The following is a 14,492-nucleotide window of genomic DNA, read 5'->3' as shown; positions in this document are numbered from 1 at the left end:
GGCCGGGGTCGACCAGATCGTCCCCGTCGACTCCGAGCACTCGGCACTGGGCCAGCGGGCGGGCACCCGGGACGAGGTCGCGCGGCTGGTGCTCACGGCGTCGGGCGGGCCGTTCCGCGGCAGGCCGCGCGCCGACCTCGAGTACGTCAGCGTGGACGAGGCCCTCAAGCACCCGACGTGGGACATGGGTCCGGTCGTCACGATCAACTCGGCCACGCTGGTCAACAAGGGGCTGGAGCTGATCGAGGCGCACCTGCTGTTCGACGTGCCGTACGACCGGATCGACGTCGTGGTGCACCCGCAGTCGATCGTGCACTCGATGGTCACCTTCGCCGACGGCGCCACGATCGCGCAGGCCGGCCCGCCGGACATGCGGCTGCCGATCGCGTTGGCCCTCGGCTGGCCGGAGCGGGTGCCCGGCGCGGCGCCGCAGTGCACCTGGGACGAGCCGCAGAGCTGGACCTTCGAGCCGCTGGACCACGAGGCCTTCCCGGGCGTGCGGCTCGCGCGGGCGGCGGGGGAGACCGGGGGCTGTCTGCCCGCGGTGTTCAACGCCGCCAACGAGGAGCTCGTCGCCGCGTTCGTGGCCGGCCGCATCCGCTACACCGACATCACCGACGAGCTGGAACGCGTGCTGCAGGCCGCCGACGCCTGGTCCGGCGACCCCGCTACCGTGGCCGACGTCCTGGCCGCGGAGGAGTGGGCCCGAGCCCACGCTCAGGAGAGAGTGCGATGACCATCCTGTGGACGATCGTCGGGATCGTCGTGTTCTTCCTGGGCATCCTGCTGTCCGTGGCCTGGCACGAGCTCGGCCACTTCGCCACGGCGAAGTGGTTCGGGATCAAGGTCCCCGAGTTCTTCGTGGGCTTCGGGAAGACGGTCTGGAGCAGGCGCGTCGGCGAGACGGAGTTCGGCGTCAAGGCCGTCCCGCTCGGTGGCTACATCCGCATGATCGGGATGCTGCCGCCCGCCAAGGGCGAGCTCTACGGTCGCAGCAGGCGCACCGGCCCGTTCCAGGGCCTGATCGACGACGCCCGGCAGGCCTCCGCCGCGGACGTCGGGCCGGAGGACGCGGACCGGCAGTTCTACACGCGGCGGCCGTGGAAGCGGATCATCGTGATGGCCGCGGGGCCGATCATGAACCTGATCCTCGCGGTGATCCTGTTCGCGATCGTGCTCATGGGTTTCGGGCAGCTGACGTCCACGCTGACCGTCAGCTCGGTCAGCCAGTGCGTGCTCCCCGCGAACGCCACGCGGACCGACACCTGCCCGGCGGGCGCCCCGCTCACGCCCGCCGCGGCGGCCGGGTTCCAGCCCGGGGACCGGATCGTCTCGCTGAACGGGCAGGCCTACGAGTCCTGGCCCGAGGTCCAGCGCGCGATCCGGCAGTCCACCGGCACCGTGGCCGTGGTGGTGGACCGGGGCGGACAGCAGCTCACGTTGCAGCCCACGCTGATCACCACCGAGCTGCCCTCGCTCGACGACCAGGGCGAGACCGAGCAGGGCAGCTTCCTCGGGCTCTCCCCGCTGCAGGAGGTCCAGCGCCAGGGGATCGACGCCGTGGGCACCACGATGGTGGACATCGTGGGGCAGGTGGGGCAGAAGCTCGTCGAGATGCCGCAACGCGTGCCGAACCTGTTCGGCGCGGTGTTCCTCGGCGAGGAGCGGGACCAGGACTCGCCGGTCGGTATCGTCGGCGCCTCCCGGATCGGCGGCGAGATCCTCGCCTCCGACGCCCCGCCGGGCCAGGAGATCTCGGCCTTCCTGACGCTGTTGGCGCTGGTCAACATCTCGCTGTTCCTGTTCAACCTGCTGCCCATCCCGCCGCTCGACGGCGGGCAGATCTTCCCGGCGATCTGGGAGGCCGTCCGGCGCCGGTTCGCCGCGCTGCGCGGGCGGCCGGACCCCGGCCCGGTCGACGCGGCCCGGCTCATGCCGGTGGCGATGACCGTCGCGCTGATCTTCATCGGATGGAGCGCGCTCGTGTTCGTCGCCGACGTCATCAACCCGGTGCGGCTGGGCTGACCCCCGTCCGGCGATACTGAACGGGTGATCGACTCTCGCCCGCTCGCCGTCTTCGACATCGACGGGGTCCTGGCGGACGTCACGCACCGGCTGCACCACCTGCGCGCGCGTCCGCAGCGGTGGGAGCGGTTCTTCGCGGCGGCGGACACCGACCCGCTGCTGGAGGAGGGTGCGGACCGGCTGCGGGCCGCCCAGCGGGACCACGACGTCGTCTACCTCACCGGTCGGCCCGAGCGGAACCGGCGGCTGACCGAGCGCTGGCTCGCCCGCAACGACCTGCCCACGGGCCCGCTGCACATGCGGGACGACTACGACTACCGCCCGGCCCGCGAGATGAAGCGCGAGGTGCTGCGGTGGCTGGCCGAGGAGCGGGAGGTCGCCTCCGTGCTCGACGACGACCCCGCCGTCGTCCGCGTGCTGGCGGCGGACGGGTGGCCGGTCGAGCTGGCCACCTGGCTGCCGCACTCGTCGACGCTGCAGGACGCACAGGAGAACAAGGGCCGCACGTGAGGCCTGCGGTCGACACGGCCCGACTCCGGGCGCTCGCCGCCGAGTGCGGGGAGGCGGTGCCCACGGGCGCCTCGGAGGCCGCCCTCGTGACCCTCGCGGCCGAGTGCCTCGCGGTGTTCGGCGCCGAGCCGCCGCGGGAGTTCCTGGACCTGCTGCGCGCGATGGACGGCTTCGAGGCCAACGGCCTGCGGGTCTTCGGCACCGGCGCGCTCGTGGACCACAACCAGGCGGTCCGCGAGCCCGGCGGCCTGGCGGAGTACCTCGTGCTCGCCGAGGGCAGCAGCGCGCGCTACGCCGTGCACCTGCCCACCGGGGCCGCCCACGAGCTGGGGATCGTGCCGACCGACCTGCTCGCCGTGCACCCCGACCTGCACACACTGGTACTCGCGGCGGTCGAGGCGCAGAGCTGAGGGTGAACGGGACGTGAACCCGCCCACCCGACCCGGGTCACACGGATCTCTGCGCCGAACAGGCGCATACTGGGGATCGTGAGCGTCTCCCTGGGAATGCCGTCGACCCCCGCTCCGACCCTGGCTCCGCGCCGGCAGACGCGGCAGCTCCAGGTCGGATCGGTCGGTGTCGGCAGTGAGCACCCGATCTCGGTGCAGTCGATGACCACCACCCTGACCTCCGACGTCAACTCCACCCTCCAGCAGATCGCGGAGCTGACCGCCGCGGGCTGCGACATCGTCCGGGTGGCCTGCCCGAGCCAGGACGACGCGGACGCGCTGCCCGCGATCGCCCGCAAGTCGCAGATCCCCGTGATCGCGGACATCCACTTCCAGCCGAAGTACGTGTTCGCGGCCATCGAGGCGGGCTGTGCGGCCGTCCGGGTCAACCCCGGCAACATCCGCAAGTTCGACGACCAGGTCAAGGAGATCGCGAGGGCCGCGAAGGACCACGGCACCCCGATCCGGATCGGCGTCAACGCGGGCTCGCTGGACAAGCGCCTGCTGGAGAAGTACGGCAAGGCCACGCCCGAGGCCCTCGCGGAGTCCGCGATGTGGGAGGCGAGCCTGTTCGCCGAGCACGACTTCCACGACATCAAGATCTCGGTCAAGCACAACGACCCGGTGGTCATGGTCCGCGCCTACGAGCTGCTGGCCGCGCAGTGCGACTACCCGCTGCACCTCGGCGTCACCGAGGCCGGGCCCGCGTTCCAGGGCACGATCAAGTCCGCCGTCGCGTTCGGCGCGCTGCTGTCGCAGGGGATCGGGGACACCATCCGCGTGTCGCTGTCCGCGCCGCCGGTCGAGGAGATCAAGGTCGGGCGCCAGATCCTGGAGTCGCTGAACCTCAAGCCGCGGCGCCTGGAGATCGTGTCCTGCCCGTCGTGCGGGCGCGCCCAGGTGGACGTCTACACGCTGGCCGAGCAGGTCACCGCGGGTCTGACGGGCATGGAGGTCCCGCTGCGCGTCGCCGTCATGGGTTGCGTGGTGAACGGGCCCGGCGAGGCCCGCGAGGCGGACCTCGGCGTCGCGTCGGGCAACGGCAAGGGACAGATCTTCGTCAAGGGCGAGGTCATCAAGACCGTCCCCGAGCACGCCATCGTCGAGACCTTGATCGAGGAGGCGATGAAGATCGCCGAGACGATGGAGGAGGGCGTCGGCGAGCCGTCGGTGACCGTGGGATGAGCGCGGCGTGAACGTGCTCACCCAGGCGTCGGTCGGCCACCGGTCCCGGCCCGGTCGCCAGGCTCCTCGGCGACCGGGCCGACCTGCACGCAGGGTCGGCGCCGTCAGCAGGCGCTGCGGGTCTCCGCGAAGCCGTCCGAGAGGGCGGCGAGGGCCTCGTCCAACAGCCCCCGCAGCTCCTCGTCCTCCGCGCTGAGCCACTGCTCGTACGCCGCCAGCGCGGCGCCCAGGCACACGTGCCCGAGGGTCCGCGGGAGCAATGCCGTGGGCGGCTGACCGAGCCGCTCCCCCGCGTAGTCCGCCACCACCCGTCGCCACTCCGCGTACCGCAGGGCCGAGTGGGCCTGCAGGGTCGGCGTCTCGAGGATCAGCCGCAGCCGCTGCCGGTGCCACGGCCGCTCTGCCTCGGGGATGTCGTTGAAGTCCAGGACGGTCTCCCGGATCCCCGCCATCACCGGGACCTCCGGCGGCAGGGCCGCGAACCGGGCGCGCATCCGGTCGAGCATCTCGTCGAAGGCGCCCCACGGCACGTCGTTCTTCGAGGCGTAGTACCGGAAGAAGGTGCGACGACCGATCCCGGCGGCGTGCGCGACGTCGTCGACCGTCGTCGAGTCGAAGCCGTGCTCGGTGAACAGCTCGAGCGCGATGTGCTCGATCTCGTCCCGGCTCGTCACCGGGCGACGGCCCGCGCGACGGGCGCCGGCGGCTGCGGACATCGACCCTTCCTCCGCCCGGCGAGCGCGGGCTAACGTCGAGGGACCGGGCCACCCGGTCGTCGAGCGCATCCTACGACCGTGCGGATCACCGGGACCGCCATCGCGTCGGCGACGCAGCCGAGAGGGGACCGGTGGGTTCCTCGTCCGAGAACGAGCGGACCGGTTCCCGGCCCCCACGTCACCGGCGTGACCTTGCCGTGGACGCGGGCCGCAGTCAGGTGAGGTCCCAGAGCAGGCGGTAGTAGCGGGTGCGGTCCGGGTCGGGGGCGATCCCGTAGGCGTCGAGCAGGGGAGCCTCCCAGCCCGGGCCGAAGTTCCAGACCGTGCTCCAGGTGGCCACGGCCAGGTCCGCCCACCGGTCCCCGGTACCCAGCGCGCCGAGGTCGACGTGCCCGGTCCAGCCGTGCTCGTCGACGATCGTGTTGGGCGCGCAGGCGTCCCCGTGGCAGACCACCCGTTCCCCGTCGGGTGGGTCGGCGAGGATCCGGCGGGCCTCCGCGGGGGTGACGCCGTGCTCGACGCGGAGGCGGCCCGGCTCGTCCGGGTCGTGGAGGTGGACGAGCCGGTCCGCGACCTCCCAGGAGAAGGGGCACTCCGCCGCGGGCAGGGCCTCGTGCAGCGCACGCAGGCCCGCACCCACCGCGTGGACGGCGTGGGCGGGTGGGTGCTCGATCGCGTTCCGTCCCGGGAGCGCCGCGGTGACCAGCCAGGAACCGTCCTCGTCGGCGCCCTGCTCGAGCACCCGGGGGACGGCGGTGAACCGCCCCGCCCAGGTCAGCCGCTCGGCCTCGACGGCGAGGTCCACCGTGGGCGACCACTTCACGTAGGCCCGACCGGGGAGCTCGTAGGTCAGTCCGCCGATCTCGTTCCGCCAGACGGGGCGGGGCACCGTGCCCGCGGCGAGCCTGCGAACGGCGGCGGGCACCGGGACGTCGTCACGCGGAGCCCCCGCGAGGTCACGGGCTGCTTCCGAGGACACCCTCCGATGATGCCGTCCACCGGTCCGATCCGGACGGATCGGCGCACCCGGCCTGATTTTGTCGGTGGTACGCGGCACACTCACGGGTGACGTTGACCGACCTCCAGGGGGAGAGCAGATGAGTGCGCCGTCCACCGCGCCACCGCGCGAGGAGCTCGAGCCGCAGCTGGAGCAGTACCGCTCCGAGCTGACCGGGTACAGCTACCGCATGCTCGGGTCCTCCTTCGAGGCCGAGGACGCGGTGCAGGAGACGATGATCAGGGCGTGGCGGGCCCTGGACAAGTTCGACGGCCGGTCGTCGCTGCGCTCCTGGCTCTACCGGATCGCCACGAACGTCTGCATCGACGCGCTGAACGGGCGCAAGCGCCGGGCCACCCCGATGGACTTCGGTGGCCCCTCGGAGCCGCGGGGCGAGCTGCTGCGCGAGCCCCTGCCGGACGACGCGTGGCTCGAGCCGATGCCCGATGCGCGGGTCACCCCGTCGCACAGCGACCCGGCGGAGACCGCGGTCGCGCGGGAGTCGATCCGGCTGGCGTTCGTCGCCGCCCTGCAGCACCTGCCCCCGCGCCAGCGGGTGGTGCTGATCCTGCGCGAGGTGTTGTGCTGGAAGGCCGCCGAGGTGGCCGAGCTGCTGGGCACGTCGGTGGCCTCGGTCAACAGCGCGCTGCAGCGGGCCCGCGCCACGCTCGACGAGCGGGGCATCGGCAGTGTGGAGGAGGCCTCGGCCTCCGCGCCCCCCGCCGAGGAGCACGTCGAGCTGCTGGCCAAGTACGTGGCCGCGTTCGAGTCCTTCGACATGGAGGGCCTGGTGGCCCTGCTGCACGAGGACGTCGAGCAGAACATGCCGCCGCTGGAGCTGTGGCTGCGTGGCCGGGAGAACGTGCTGGCCTGGATGCAGGGCGCCGGCATCGGGTGCAAGGGCTCCCGGATGCTGCCGACCTCGGCGAACGGGTCGCCCGCCTTCGGTCAGTACCGCCTCGGGGAGGACGGTGTGCACCGGCCGTGGGGCCTGCAGGTGCTGCGCATCGAAGGGGACCGGATCACCGGCATCAGCACGTTCCTCGACACGAAACTGTTCGCGTTGTTCGGCCTGCCGGCGGAGCTGCGGCCCGGTTCCTGACATTTCCTCGGCCGGACGAGAAAAGGTTCGGAGAATTCCCGGGAAACAGGGACGCACCGGGCCCGACAATGCGGGCCCGGTGCGTCATCCCCGGTGTTGCTACGCCTTCAGCAGGCGCTCAGTCCTGGAAGATGCCGGCCGAGTCACCGGTGCCGCTGCAGTCGGTGATGTTCGGGGCGGCGTCGCCGACGGCGGCCGGGCTCAGGACACCCAGGATGCCGACGACCGCGTCGACGTCCACGCCGCAGACGTTGACGTTCTTGAGGATCTCGGCGTCGTTCAGGGCGTTGACCGCCACGAGGCCGTTCGCGCTGGACGAGCCGCCGTCGGAGATCACGCCGACGTTCTTGGGGGACGACGAGTGCTTCTCGTGGTGACCCTCACCGGCGAACGCGAGCGGGGACACCGCCACGAGGGACGCGGCGACACCGGCGGTGATGATCCCAGCCTTCTTCAGCACAGTGCTTCTCCTGTTACGTACGGGGACCCGTCGAGCGGATCCATCGTGTCTTCAGCGTGTGACTTGGGGAGCCCCGCTGATGACAAAAAGCTATCCGGCCCCCGACCGATCTACCGAGCCATCTACCACCATCGTGTGAATGGGATTACTCGCCGTGAGGATATTGCTCTCATCGGGCATGCGTCAGGGCGTCGGTCAAGCCCGTTCGCTCGAAAGTCGTCACTCGTTGCAGTGACGGGTGACCCGTTCGGCCGCATATCCTTTGTCGGGGTCACGCTTCGTGAGCAACGCTTCCCGACACGGGGACGGGCGCACCACGATCGAGGATTCTCGACTCGTCGCAAACCGTGGCGCGGGCCACTCCGGAGGGCCTTCGGATGAGCAGCACGCGATCACCCAGCGCGATCGGGTCCGACGCACGGGTCGGTGTCACCGCGATCGGGGTGGTGCTCACGGCCCTGCTCGTGGCCCTGAGCAGCGGATACGGCTACCACCGGGACGAGCTGTACTTCCTCGAGGCGTCCCGCCACCTCGCCCTCGGGTTCGTGGACCAGGGCCCACTCACGCCGGTGTTCGCCTTGGTCGGCGGGGACTCCCTGATGGGGTTGCGCGTCCTGCCCGCGGTGTTCGCGGGACTGGTCGTGCTGGTCACGGGCCTGATCGCCCGGGACCTGGGCGGCAGCCGCGGCGCCCAGCTGCTCGCCGCGGGGTGCACGGCGGTCTCCGCGATCGTGCTGCAGACGGGCCACCTGCTCTCCACCACGACGTTCGACCTGCTGGTGTGGGCGCTCGTCACCTGGTTCGTGGTGCGGGCCCTGCCGGGCGGCGGGCCGCGCTGGCTGCTCGTCGGGCTCGCGGCGGGCGTCGGCCTGCAGAACAAGATGCTGGTCGCGTTCCTGCTGGTGGGGCTGCTCGTCGGGCTCCTGGCCACCGGGCCGCGCCGAGCGCTGCGGGACCCGTGGCTGTGGGCTGCGGGCCTGCTCGCGCTGCTGATCTGGTCGCCCTTCCTGGTCTGGCAGGCGACCCACGGCCGGCCGATGCTGGAGCTGTCGGCGTCCATCGCGGCGGGCGGCTCCACGTCGAGCGAGCCGTGGTGGCTCATCGTCCCGTTCCAGGCAGTGCTGGTCAGCCCGCTGCTGATCCCCGTCTGGGTGGCGGGGCTGGTCGCGCTGTGGCGCACCCGCACCTATCGCCTGTTCCCGGTCGCGGCGGCGGTGCTCGCCGTGGTGTTCATGGCCACCGGGGGCAAGCCCTACTACCTCTGCGGCTTCTATCCGGTGCTGCTCGCGGCGGGCGCGGGCCCCACGCTGCGCTGGGCCCACACCCGGGTGCGCGCCGCGCTGCTCGGGGCCGCGGTGGCGCTGGGCGCGCTGGTCAACGTCGTCCTCATGCTCCCGGTGGTGCCGGTCGGTGAGCTGGCGGAGACCCCGATCACGGCGATGGTGGCCGACGTCGGGGAGACCGTCGGGTGGCCGGAGCTCGCCGGGACCGTCGCCGGCGTGGTGGCGGCGCAACCGCCGGGGACCGTGGTGCTGGCCGCGAACTACGGCGAGGCGGGAGCGCTGCGCCGGTTCGCTCCGCAGCTGGCCGTCTTCAGCGGGCACAACTCCTTCGCGGACTGGGGCACACCTGCGGACCCGGCGGGCCGAACCGTCGTCGTCGGCTATCTGGAGGCGGTCGTCCGCGGCTGGTTCACAGCCTGCGCACCGGCTGCCGAGATCGACAACCGGGTGGGTCTGGACAACCAGGAGCAGGGCCGGACCGTGTGGCTCTGCGGGCCACCGCAGCAGACCTGGGCCGAGCTCTGGCCGCAGGTCCGGCGGGTCGGTTAGGCGCGGGTCGGTCAGCGGCGGAGCCGGCCGCGCGGCTTCACCACGGACAACGCCGTGGCCACGACCAGCGCGGTCGTCGACACGATCGGGGGCATGAAGAGGCGCGGCACCTCGGAGACCGGGATCTCGCCCGCCGCCAGGGCCCGCCCGAACTCCCCCGCCGCCGCGAGCCCCGGCCCGAGCAGCAGCGCGACCAGTGCGATCAACACGAGGTTGACCACCAGCTTGATCGCGACCCACCAGTGCCGGACCAGGCCCCACCTCGTCACGAGCCCGAGTGCCACCCCGCTCAGCAGGCTCAGCACCCCCGCGACCATGAGGGGCCAGAACAGCAGCGGCAGCACCTGGTAGCAGACCGCGGTCCACTCCGGCTGCGCCATCGGCACGAAGACGAGCAGCCCCAGCGCCACGTCGAGGCCGATCCACGTCGCCGTCGAGACGATGTGCACGGTCAGCAGCGTGGTCCGGGCCGCCTTCGGCACCGGCACCCGGATCGGGTCGCGCACGGCCCTGGTCACGGTCACGGCGGTCATGGTCCCCTCCTCGGCGTCGCTGCGACGAGCCTCGCAGGGCAGGCGCCGGGGTGAATCGGACCGACGGGGGCTCCCCGGCTACCTCCCGAGAGGGCAGGCGGGGCCCGGGCGTACTCCCCAGGGAGTACGGATCAGGTGTGGGGCGCGGTGTCGTAGGCCATCACGCCGATGTCGTTGCCCTCGGTGTCGAGGAAGCGGACCAGCGCCCCGACGCCCGGGATGACGGACCTCGGGAAGGTGATCGTGCCGCCGTGTTCCTCGACGAGCGTGGCGACGGCCTCGACGTCGGTGACCGCGAACGTCGGCTCGATGCCGTTGAGGCCCCCGCCGGACCGCGGCTCGGAGCGTTCGTGCATCAGGCCCTGGATGCCGGGCGACGCGTCGTCGCCGGTGTGGACGAGGTAGAAGCCGGGCGGGCCCCACGGCTCGAACTCCCAACCGAGGACCGCCTCGTAGAAACCCCGGGCGCGCCCGACGTCGTCGACGTGGAGGGAGAAGGAGGCCAGGTTCGCTGCCATGGAACGACGCTAAGGCCGCCGCCCGGGCCGCCGCAATCTCGCTATTCTGTCCCGTGATGTCGCGGAAACGTCGCACGGTGGCGGACGAGCCGTACCTCGTCGTCCGCACCTCCGTGTCCGACCATCCCGCAGGCGGCGAGATCTCGAGCCACGCGCACGACTGGCACCAGCTCGTCCACGTCCGTGCGGGCCTGGTCACCGTGCGGACGGCGGCGGGCACCTGGGTCGCACCGCCCACCTGGGCGGTGTGGGTGCCCGCGGGCACGGTCCACGCGGTCCGGTTCGTGGTGCCGAGCGCGCTGCGGACCGCCTACCTGCGGTCGGACCTGCGCGTACCCGGCGGCTGCCGCGCGTTCGCCGTGTCGACGCTGCTGCGCGAGCTCCTGGTTCGGGTGACCGGCCTGGGCATGCTCGACGAGCGCGATCCCGGCACTGGCCCTGCTCCGTCCAACGACGAGGCCGAAGTCCGGTTACTGCTCGGTATTTCCGGCGCTCATGCCGAGCGGGACTCCTCGGACCGGCACCGGTTGCTCACACAACGACTCGGTGGCGGTCCGGACGATCCCCTCTCGGTACAACCCCCGTCTCAGCCTCCGGATGGAGTGACAGGGGTCGAGATCACCCGATCGGAGTAGGTGTCGTGGGGGACCGGGCAGGTGCGCGGGAAGGTTCCGAGCCGCCCGACGTCGAACCCGTCGGGGTAGCTGCGGATGTTCGGCAGGTCGCGCACGAACTGCGGCCGGGTGCGGACGGGCATCCTGCGCACGATCCGCCCGCGCAGCATGAGGGCCCCTCGAGACAGCGCCTGGAACCAGCGCGGCGGCGCGTCGTACCGGAACGCCGCGCGCAGGTGCGGGTCCATGAGCGACCGGGAGAAGGCGTCGATCAGTGCCCTCGGGGCCTTGTCGTTCGGCGGGAACGTGGCCAGCAGCGCCAACGTCGAGTCCGCGACGGCGCGGCCGCCGGGGTCGAAGCCGAAGTGCTCGCGCTCGTAGGCGTCGTGGATCGCGCAGAACTCCTGCCAGGTCTCCGGGATGCCCTTGATGCCCATGTGCCTGCCGAGCTCGCGGTAGTAGTTGGCGCTGGCCCGCTTCTCGGTCTCGGAGAAGGGCCGCCAGCCGTAGGCGTCCATCCAGCGGATGGGGCTGACGACGAACGTCGCCAGTGTGTAGAGCATGTCGCCGTCGCCGATCGGGTAGCTGCGGTGCATCTGGTTCATGCGCCGGATCGCGTCCGTGCCGGTGCCGGTGAACCCGTGCTCCAGGACGGCCTCCAGGATCAGGCCGGTGTCGTCGTACCGCTTCTGGACGCGCTCGGTGAACTCGCCGGTCTCGGCCAGCAGCGCGCCGATCGTGGGGACGGCGTAGGTGCGGAACAGCGCGAAGGACAGCGCCTGGTTGATGTCCCACGGGAACTCGTAGTGAGACATCAGCTGGTTGATCTCGACGTAGTCGCGGTCCGGGTCGAGCTGCTCGATCTCGCGGAGCCGCGCGTAGCGGCTCATACGGCAGCCAGCTCCTTCTGGTCCTCCTCGTGGAAGCGTTCCTCGAGCGCCTCCGGGGAGGCGTCGACGTCGATGGTCAGCAGGTCCGCGCCGCGGGCGGACTCGATGGCGCCGAGCCTGCGGCCCAGCTTGTCCATCGCGTACTCGGCCATCTCGGAGATGTCGATGCCGAACGGGACGTCGTCGAACTGCTCGAAGGTCGCCGTGACGACGCCCATGGCGGGGACGAGGAGCTCCTGCATGCGCTCGTCGACGGCGTCGAACATCGTGTCGTCGGCGGCGACGTGGCGGCGGCAGGTGAACGTGCCCCAGGCCATGTGCCGACGCTCGTCCGCCCCGATGTGCCTGATCACCTGCTGGATGCCGGGCAGGATCCCGCGGCTCGCGCACACCTTCTGCCAGGCGAAGTAGCCCGTGAGCGCGAGGGTGCCCTCGACGATGTGGTTGTAGGTCACCGAGGCCCGGATCTGGTTCTGCGGGCTGGGGTCGTGCGCGAGCGCGTGCAGGGAGTCCGGCAGCTGCTCGGTGAAGATCTCCATGTAGGCGTCGTTGTACGTGATGAACTCGTGCAGGTCGCCGGTCATGCCGACGGCGTCGAACCAGAGCCGGAAGGCCTGCGTGTGCTTGGCCTCCTCGTACACGAACTGGGTCAGGTACATCTCGTCGGCGAACCGGCCCTCGGCGGCCATCGCCGCGACGAAGGGCTGCAGGTCCTGGGTCACCGACTCCTCGCCGGCGAGGAACTGGGCGGCGAGGGCGCAGGTCCACCAGCGCTCGTCGTCCGTCATGGCCGCGAGGTCCCGCGCGTCCTGGGTGAAGTCGATGTCCGCGGGGTTCCAGTGCCTGGCGTTGCCCTTGACGAACAGCCGCATGGGGAAGGAGTCCTTCTTGATCCCCCCTGCGGACAGGGACGCGAATCCCCGGCGGTTCCCGTGCTCGATCACTCTTCGGCTCCTTTGCCGCGGGTGGGTCGGACCTCGAACAGACTCAGAATCGGATCAGGCCCCGGATGTTCCGGCCGGCCCGCATGTCCTCGTACCCCTCGTTCACCTGGTCGAGGGTGTACTCCTTGGTGATCAGCTCGCGGAGCTTGAGCCGGCCGAGGTTGTGCAGCTCCAGCAGGCGCGGGACGTCGTGCTGACCGTTGGAGCTGCCGAACAGGGCGCCGCGGATCTGCTTCTCGTAGAGCGTCAGCTCGAGCAGGCTGAGCGACGCGGTCTGCTGCTCCGCCTTGCCCAACGCCGTGACCACGACCCGCCCCCGCTTGCCGACGAGCTGGAGCGCCGGCTGCAGGTCGTCGCCCTCGGCCACGCCGGTGGTGAGGATGGCGGCGTCGGCCAGCTGCCCCCGGGTCAGCTCGGAGACGACGCCCCAGGCCTCGTCGATGCTGCTCGCGACGTGCGTGGCGCCCAGCTCCAGCGCCTTCTCCCGCTTGAACGCGACCGGGTCGACGGCGACGACGTACCGGCACCCCGCGTTGACCGCGCCCTGGACCGCGTTGGCCCCGATGCCGCCGATCCCGATCACGACGGCGGCGTCGCCCGCCCGCAGGTCGGCCGTGCGGACCGCGGAGCCGAACCCGGTGGTGACACCGCATCCGACCAGGGCTGCCAGGTCCAGCGGGAAGCCCTCGTCGATCTTCACGACCGACTTCACCGGCACCACGGTGTGCTGGGCGAAGGTGCCCAGCAGGCACATCTGCCCGACGTCCTCGCCGCGCGCGTGCACCCGGTAGGTCCCGTCGAGCTGGGGGCCGAGGGTGGCGCCCGCGCCGTCGTCGCAGAGTGAGGTCATGCCGCGTACGCAGTACGAGCAGCGGCCGCAGCTGGGGAGGAAGGTCATCACGACCGGATCGCCCTCGGCGACCTCGGTGACCCCGGCTCCGACGGCCCGGACCCGCCCGGCCCCTTCGTGCCCGCCCACCATCGGGTAGGCGACGGGCAGGTCGCCGGTCACGAGGTGCTCGTCGGAGTGGCAGAGGCCCGACGCCGCCAGCTCGACCAGCACCTCACCGGGGCCGGGCGGGTCGAGCTCGACCTCCTCGACCTCCCACTTGCCGCCGAGTTCCCACAGCACCGCTGCTCGGGTCTTCATGACGAGGGATCATGACGCACCTCACGCCCCTCTACACCGGCCCGCGGGTTCCCCCGCTGACCCGGGTGGGCCGGCAGAGATCCGCGAGTCCCCCTTTCGACGCGCGAGTCGGACACCACCGCCCCGCGAGTCCCCCGGTCTCGACGCGCGAGTCGGACATCCCGCGCCGAGAGCATCTGCACGCGGTCCTTCAGCCGGTCGAGGCGGCCGCCGTGGAGACGCCCACCGCCGCGCACGCCGCCCGCTGCTCGTCAGGCTGCATCCAGGGGGAGGACCAGCCGCGCGACCAGGCCACCGCCCTCCCGCGGCTCCAACGTGAGCTCCCCGTCCATGGCCCCCACCAGCGCCTCCACGATCCACAGGCCCAGCCCCGCGGTGCCGCGGCGCTCGCCCACCGCGACGCCCTTCGTCGTCACCAGGCCCTCCTGGCCCGGTGGGAGGCCGGGGCCACGGTCCCGGACCTCCGCCGTGAGCAGACCGTCCGCGGAGGACAGCTCCAGCTCGACCGGTGCCTCGCCGCTGTGCCGCGCGGCGTTCTCGGCGAGGTTCGTAAGCACCCGCCGCAAC

At 71.8% G+C, this 14,492-nt stretch carries 16 protein-coding genes and 1 pseudogene; 8 read left to right on the top strand and 9 right to left on the bottom strand.

The window, feature by feature from the left end:
• The 5 genes and pseudogenes from H5J29_RS05350 to ispG all read left to right on the top strand — a co-directional run.
• Nucleotides 1–736, top strand: a pseudogene (locus H5J29_RS05350) (1-deoxy-D-xylulose-5-phosphate reductoisomerase); the annotation flags it as partial.
• A complete protein-coding gene (locus tag H5J29_RS05345; RefSeq protein WP_181779786.1) occupies nt 733–2,025 on the top strand; it encodes a M50 family metallopeptidase in 1,293 nt (430 codons plus the stop codon). The pseudogene H5J29_RS05350 and the gene H5J29_RS05345, both read left to right, overlap by 4 nt.
• A 24-nt stretch (nt 2,026–2,049) precedes the next feature.
• Nucleotides 2,050–2,535, top strand: a complete 486-nt coding sequence (locus H5J29_RS05340; RefSeq protein WP_181779785.1) for a phosphatase domain-containing protein — start codon at nt 2,050–2,052, stop codon at nt 2,533–2,535.
• Nucleotides 2,532–2,945 carry a hypothetical protein gene (locus tag H5J29_RS05335; protein ID WP_181779784.1) on the top strand — a complete coding sequence of 138 codons (414 nt, stop codon included), beginning with the start codon at nt 2,532–2,534 and terminating at the stop codon, nt 2,943–2,945. The genes H5J29_RS05340 and H5J29_RS05335 overlap by 4 nt, the downstream gene beginning before the upstream one ends.
• Nucleotides 2,946–3,041: 96 nt before the next feature.
• Entirely contained in the window at nt 3,042–4,169 is a 1,128-nt protein-coding gene (gene ispG, locus H5J29_RS05330; RefSeq protein ID WP_181779789.1) for a flavodoxin-dependent (E)-4-hydroxy-3-methylbut-2-enyl-diphosphate synthase, read from the top strand.
• A gap of 104 nt (nt 4,170–4,273) precedes the next feature.
• Here the strand turns inward: ispG and mftR are convergent, their stop codons facing one another.
• Nucleotides 4,274–4,885: a mycofactocin system transcriptional regulator MftR gene (mftR, locus tag H5J29_RS05325; RefSeq protein ID WP_181779783.1), complete on the bottom strand. Its 612-nt coding sequence runs from the start codon at nt 4,883–4,885 to the stop codon at nt 4,274–4,276.
• A 214-nt stretch (nt 4,886–5,099) separates the two neighbouring features.
• Nucleotides 5,100–5,864 (bottom strand): phosphotransferase, encoded by a 765-nt coding sequence (locus H5J29_RS34730; RefSeq protein ID WP_312858070.1) that lies wholly within the window; start codon nt 5,862–5,864, stop codon nt 5,100–5,102.
• 118 nt (nt 5,865–5,982) lie between these two features.
• Here H5J29_RS34730 and H5J29_RS05315 point away from each other — a divergent pair, with 118 nt between their 5' ends.
• On the top strand, nt 5,983–6,984 hold the full coding sequence (locus H5J29_RS05315) for a sigma-70 family RNA polymerase sigma factor (RefSeq protein ID WP_181779782.1): 1,002 nt from the start codon (nt 5,983–5,985) through the stop codon (nt 6,982–6,984).
• A gap of 118 nt (nt 6,985–7,102) precedes the next feature.
• Here H5J29_RS05315 and H5J29_RS05310 read toward each other — a convergent pair whose 3' ends face one another.
• A complete protein-coding gene (locus H5J29_RS05310; RefSeq protein ID WP_181779781.1) occupies nt 7,103–7,444 on the bottom strand; it encodes a hypothetical protein in 342 nt (113 codons plus the stop codon).
• Between the two features lie 377 nt (nt 7,445–7,821).
• On the opposite strand from H5J29_RS05310, the gene H5J29_RS05305 reads away from it, so the two are divergent.
• Nucleotides 7,822–9,276 (top strand): glycosyltransferase family 39 protein, encoded by a 1,455-nt coding sequence (locus H5J29_RS05305; protein ID WP_181779780.1) that lies wholly within the window; start codon nt 7,822–7,824, stop codon nt 9,274–9,276.
• Nucleotides 9,277–9,287: 11 nt separating this feature from the next.
• On the opposite strand, the gene H5J29_RS05300 is transcribed toward H5J29_RS05305, so the two are convergent.
• Together H5J29_RS05300 and H5J29_RS05295 are read right to left on the bottom strand one after the other, a co-directional pair.
• Complete coding sequence (locus tag H5J29_RS05300) at nt 9,288–9,809, bottom strand: hypothetical protein (protein WP_181779779.1); 522 nt, start codon at nt 9,807–9,809, stop codon at nt 9,288–9,290.
• A 131-nt stretch (nt 9,810–9,940) separates the two neighbouring features.
• Entirely contained in the window at nt 9,941–10,327 is a 387-nt protein-coding gene (locus H5J29_RS05295) for a VOC family protein (protein WP_181779778.1), read from the bottom strand.
• Nucleotides 10,328–10,383: 56 nt separating this feature from the next.
• Between H5J29_RS05295 and H5J29_RS05290 the strand changes: the two genes are divergently transcribed.
• Nucleotides 10,384–10,962, top strand: a complete 579-nt coding sequence (locus H5J29_RS05290) for an AraC family ligand binding domain-containing protein (protein ID WP_181779777.1) — start codon at nt 10,384–10,386, stop codon at nt 10,960–10,962.
• On the opposite strand, the gene H5J29_RS05285 is transcribed toward H5J29_RS05290, so the two are convergent.
• The 4 genes from H5J29_RS05285 to H5J29_RS05270 form a co-directional block, all read right to left on the bottom strand.
• Nucleotides 10,914–11,831 (bottom strand): oxygenase MpaB family protein, encoded by a 918-nt coding sequence (locus tag H5J29_RS05285; RefSeq protein ID WP_181779776.1) that lies wholly within the window; start codon nt 11,829–11,831, stop codon nt 10,914–10,916. The genes H5J29_RS05290 and H5J29_RS05285 overlap by 49 nt on opposite strands.
• Nucleotides 11,828–12,775 carry a R2-like ligand-binding oxidase gene (locus tag H5J29_RS05280; protein ID WP_181779775.1) on the bottom strand — a complete coding sequence of 316 codons (948 nt, stop codon included), beginning with the start codon at nt 12,773–12,775 and terminating at the stop codon, nt 11,828–11,830. The genes H5J29_RS05285 and H5J29_RS05280 overlap by 4 nt, the downstream gene beginning before the upstream one ends.
• Before the next feature lie 43 nt (nt 12,776–12,818).
• Nucleotides 12,819–13,925, bottom strand: a complete 1,107-nt coding sequence (locus H5J29_RS05275) for an NDMA-dependent alcohol dehydrogenase (RefSeq protein WP_181779774.1) — start codon at nt 13,923–13,925, stop codon at nt 12,819–12,821.
• A gap of 251 nt (nt 13,926–14,176) precedes the next feature.
• Nucleotides 14,177–14,492: sensor histidine kinase (locus tag H5J29_RS05270; RefSeq protein WP_181779773.1), on the bottom strand; the 316-nt coding region annotated here is incomplete at its 5' end.

It is taken from the genome of Pseudonocardia pini, from assembly GCF_013870575.1.
In the GTDB taxonomy this organism is placed as follows: Bacteria; Actinomycetota; Actinomycetes; order Mycobacteriales; family Pseudonocardiaceae; genus Pseudonocardia; species Pseudonocardia pini.
The sequence above is the reverse complement of the archived record's forward strand: the minus strand, read 5'-3'. Positions and strand labels throughout refer to the sequence as shown.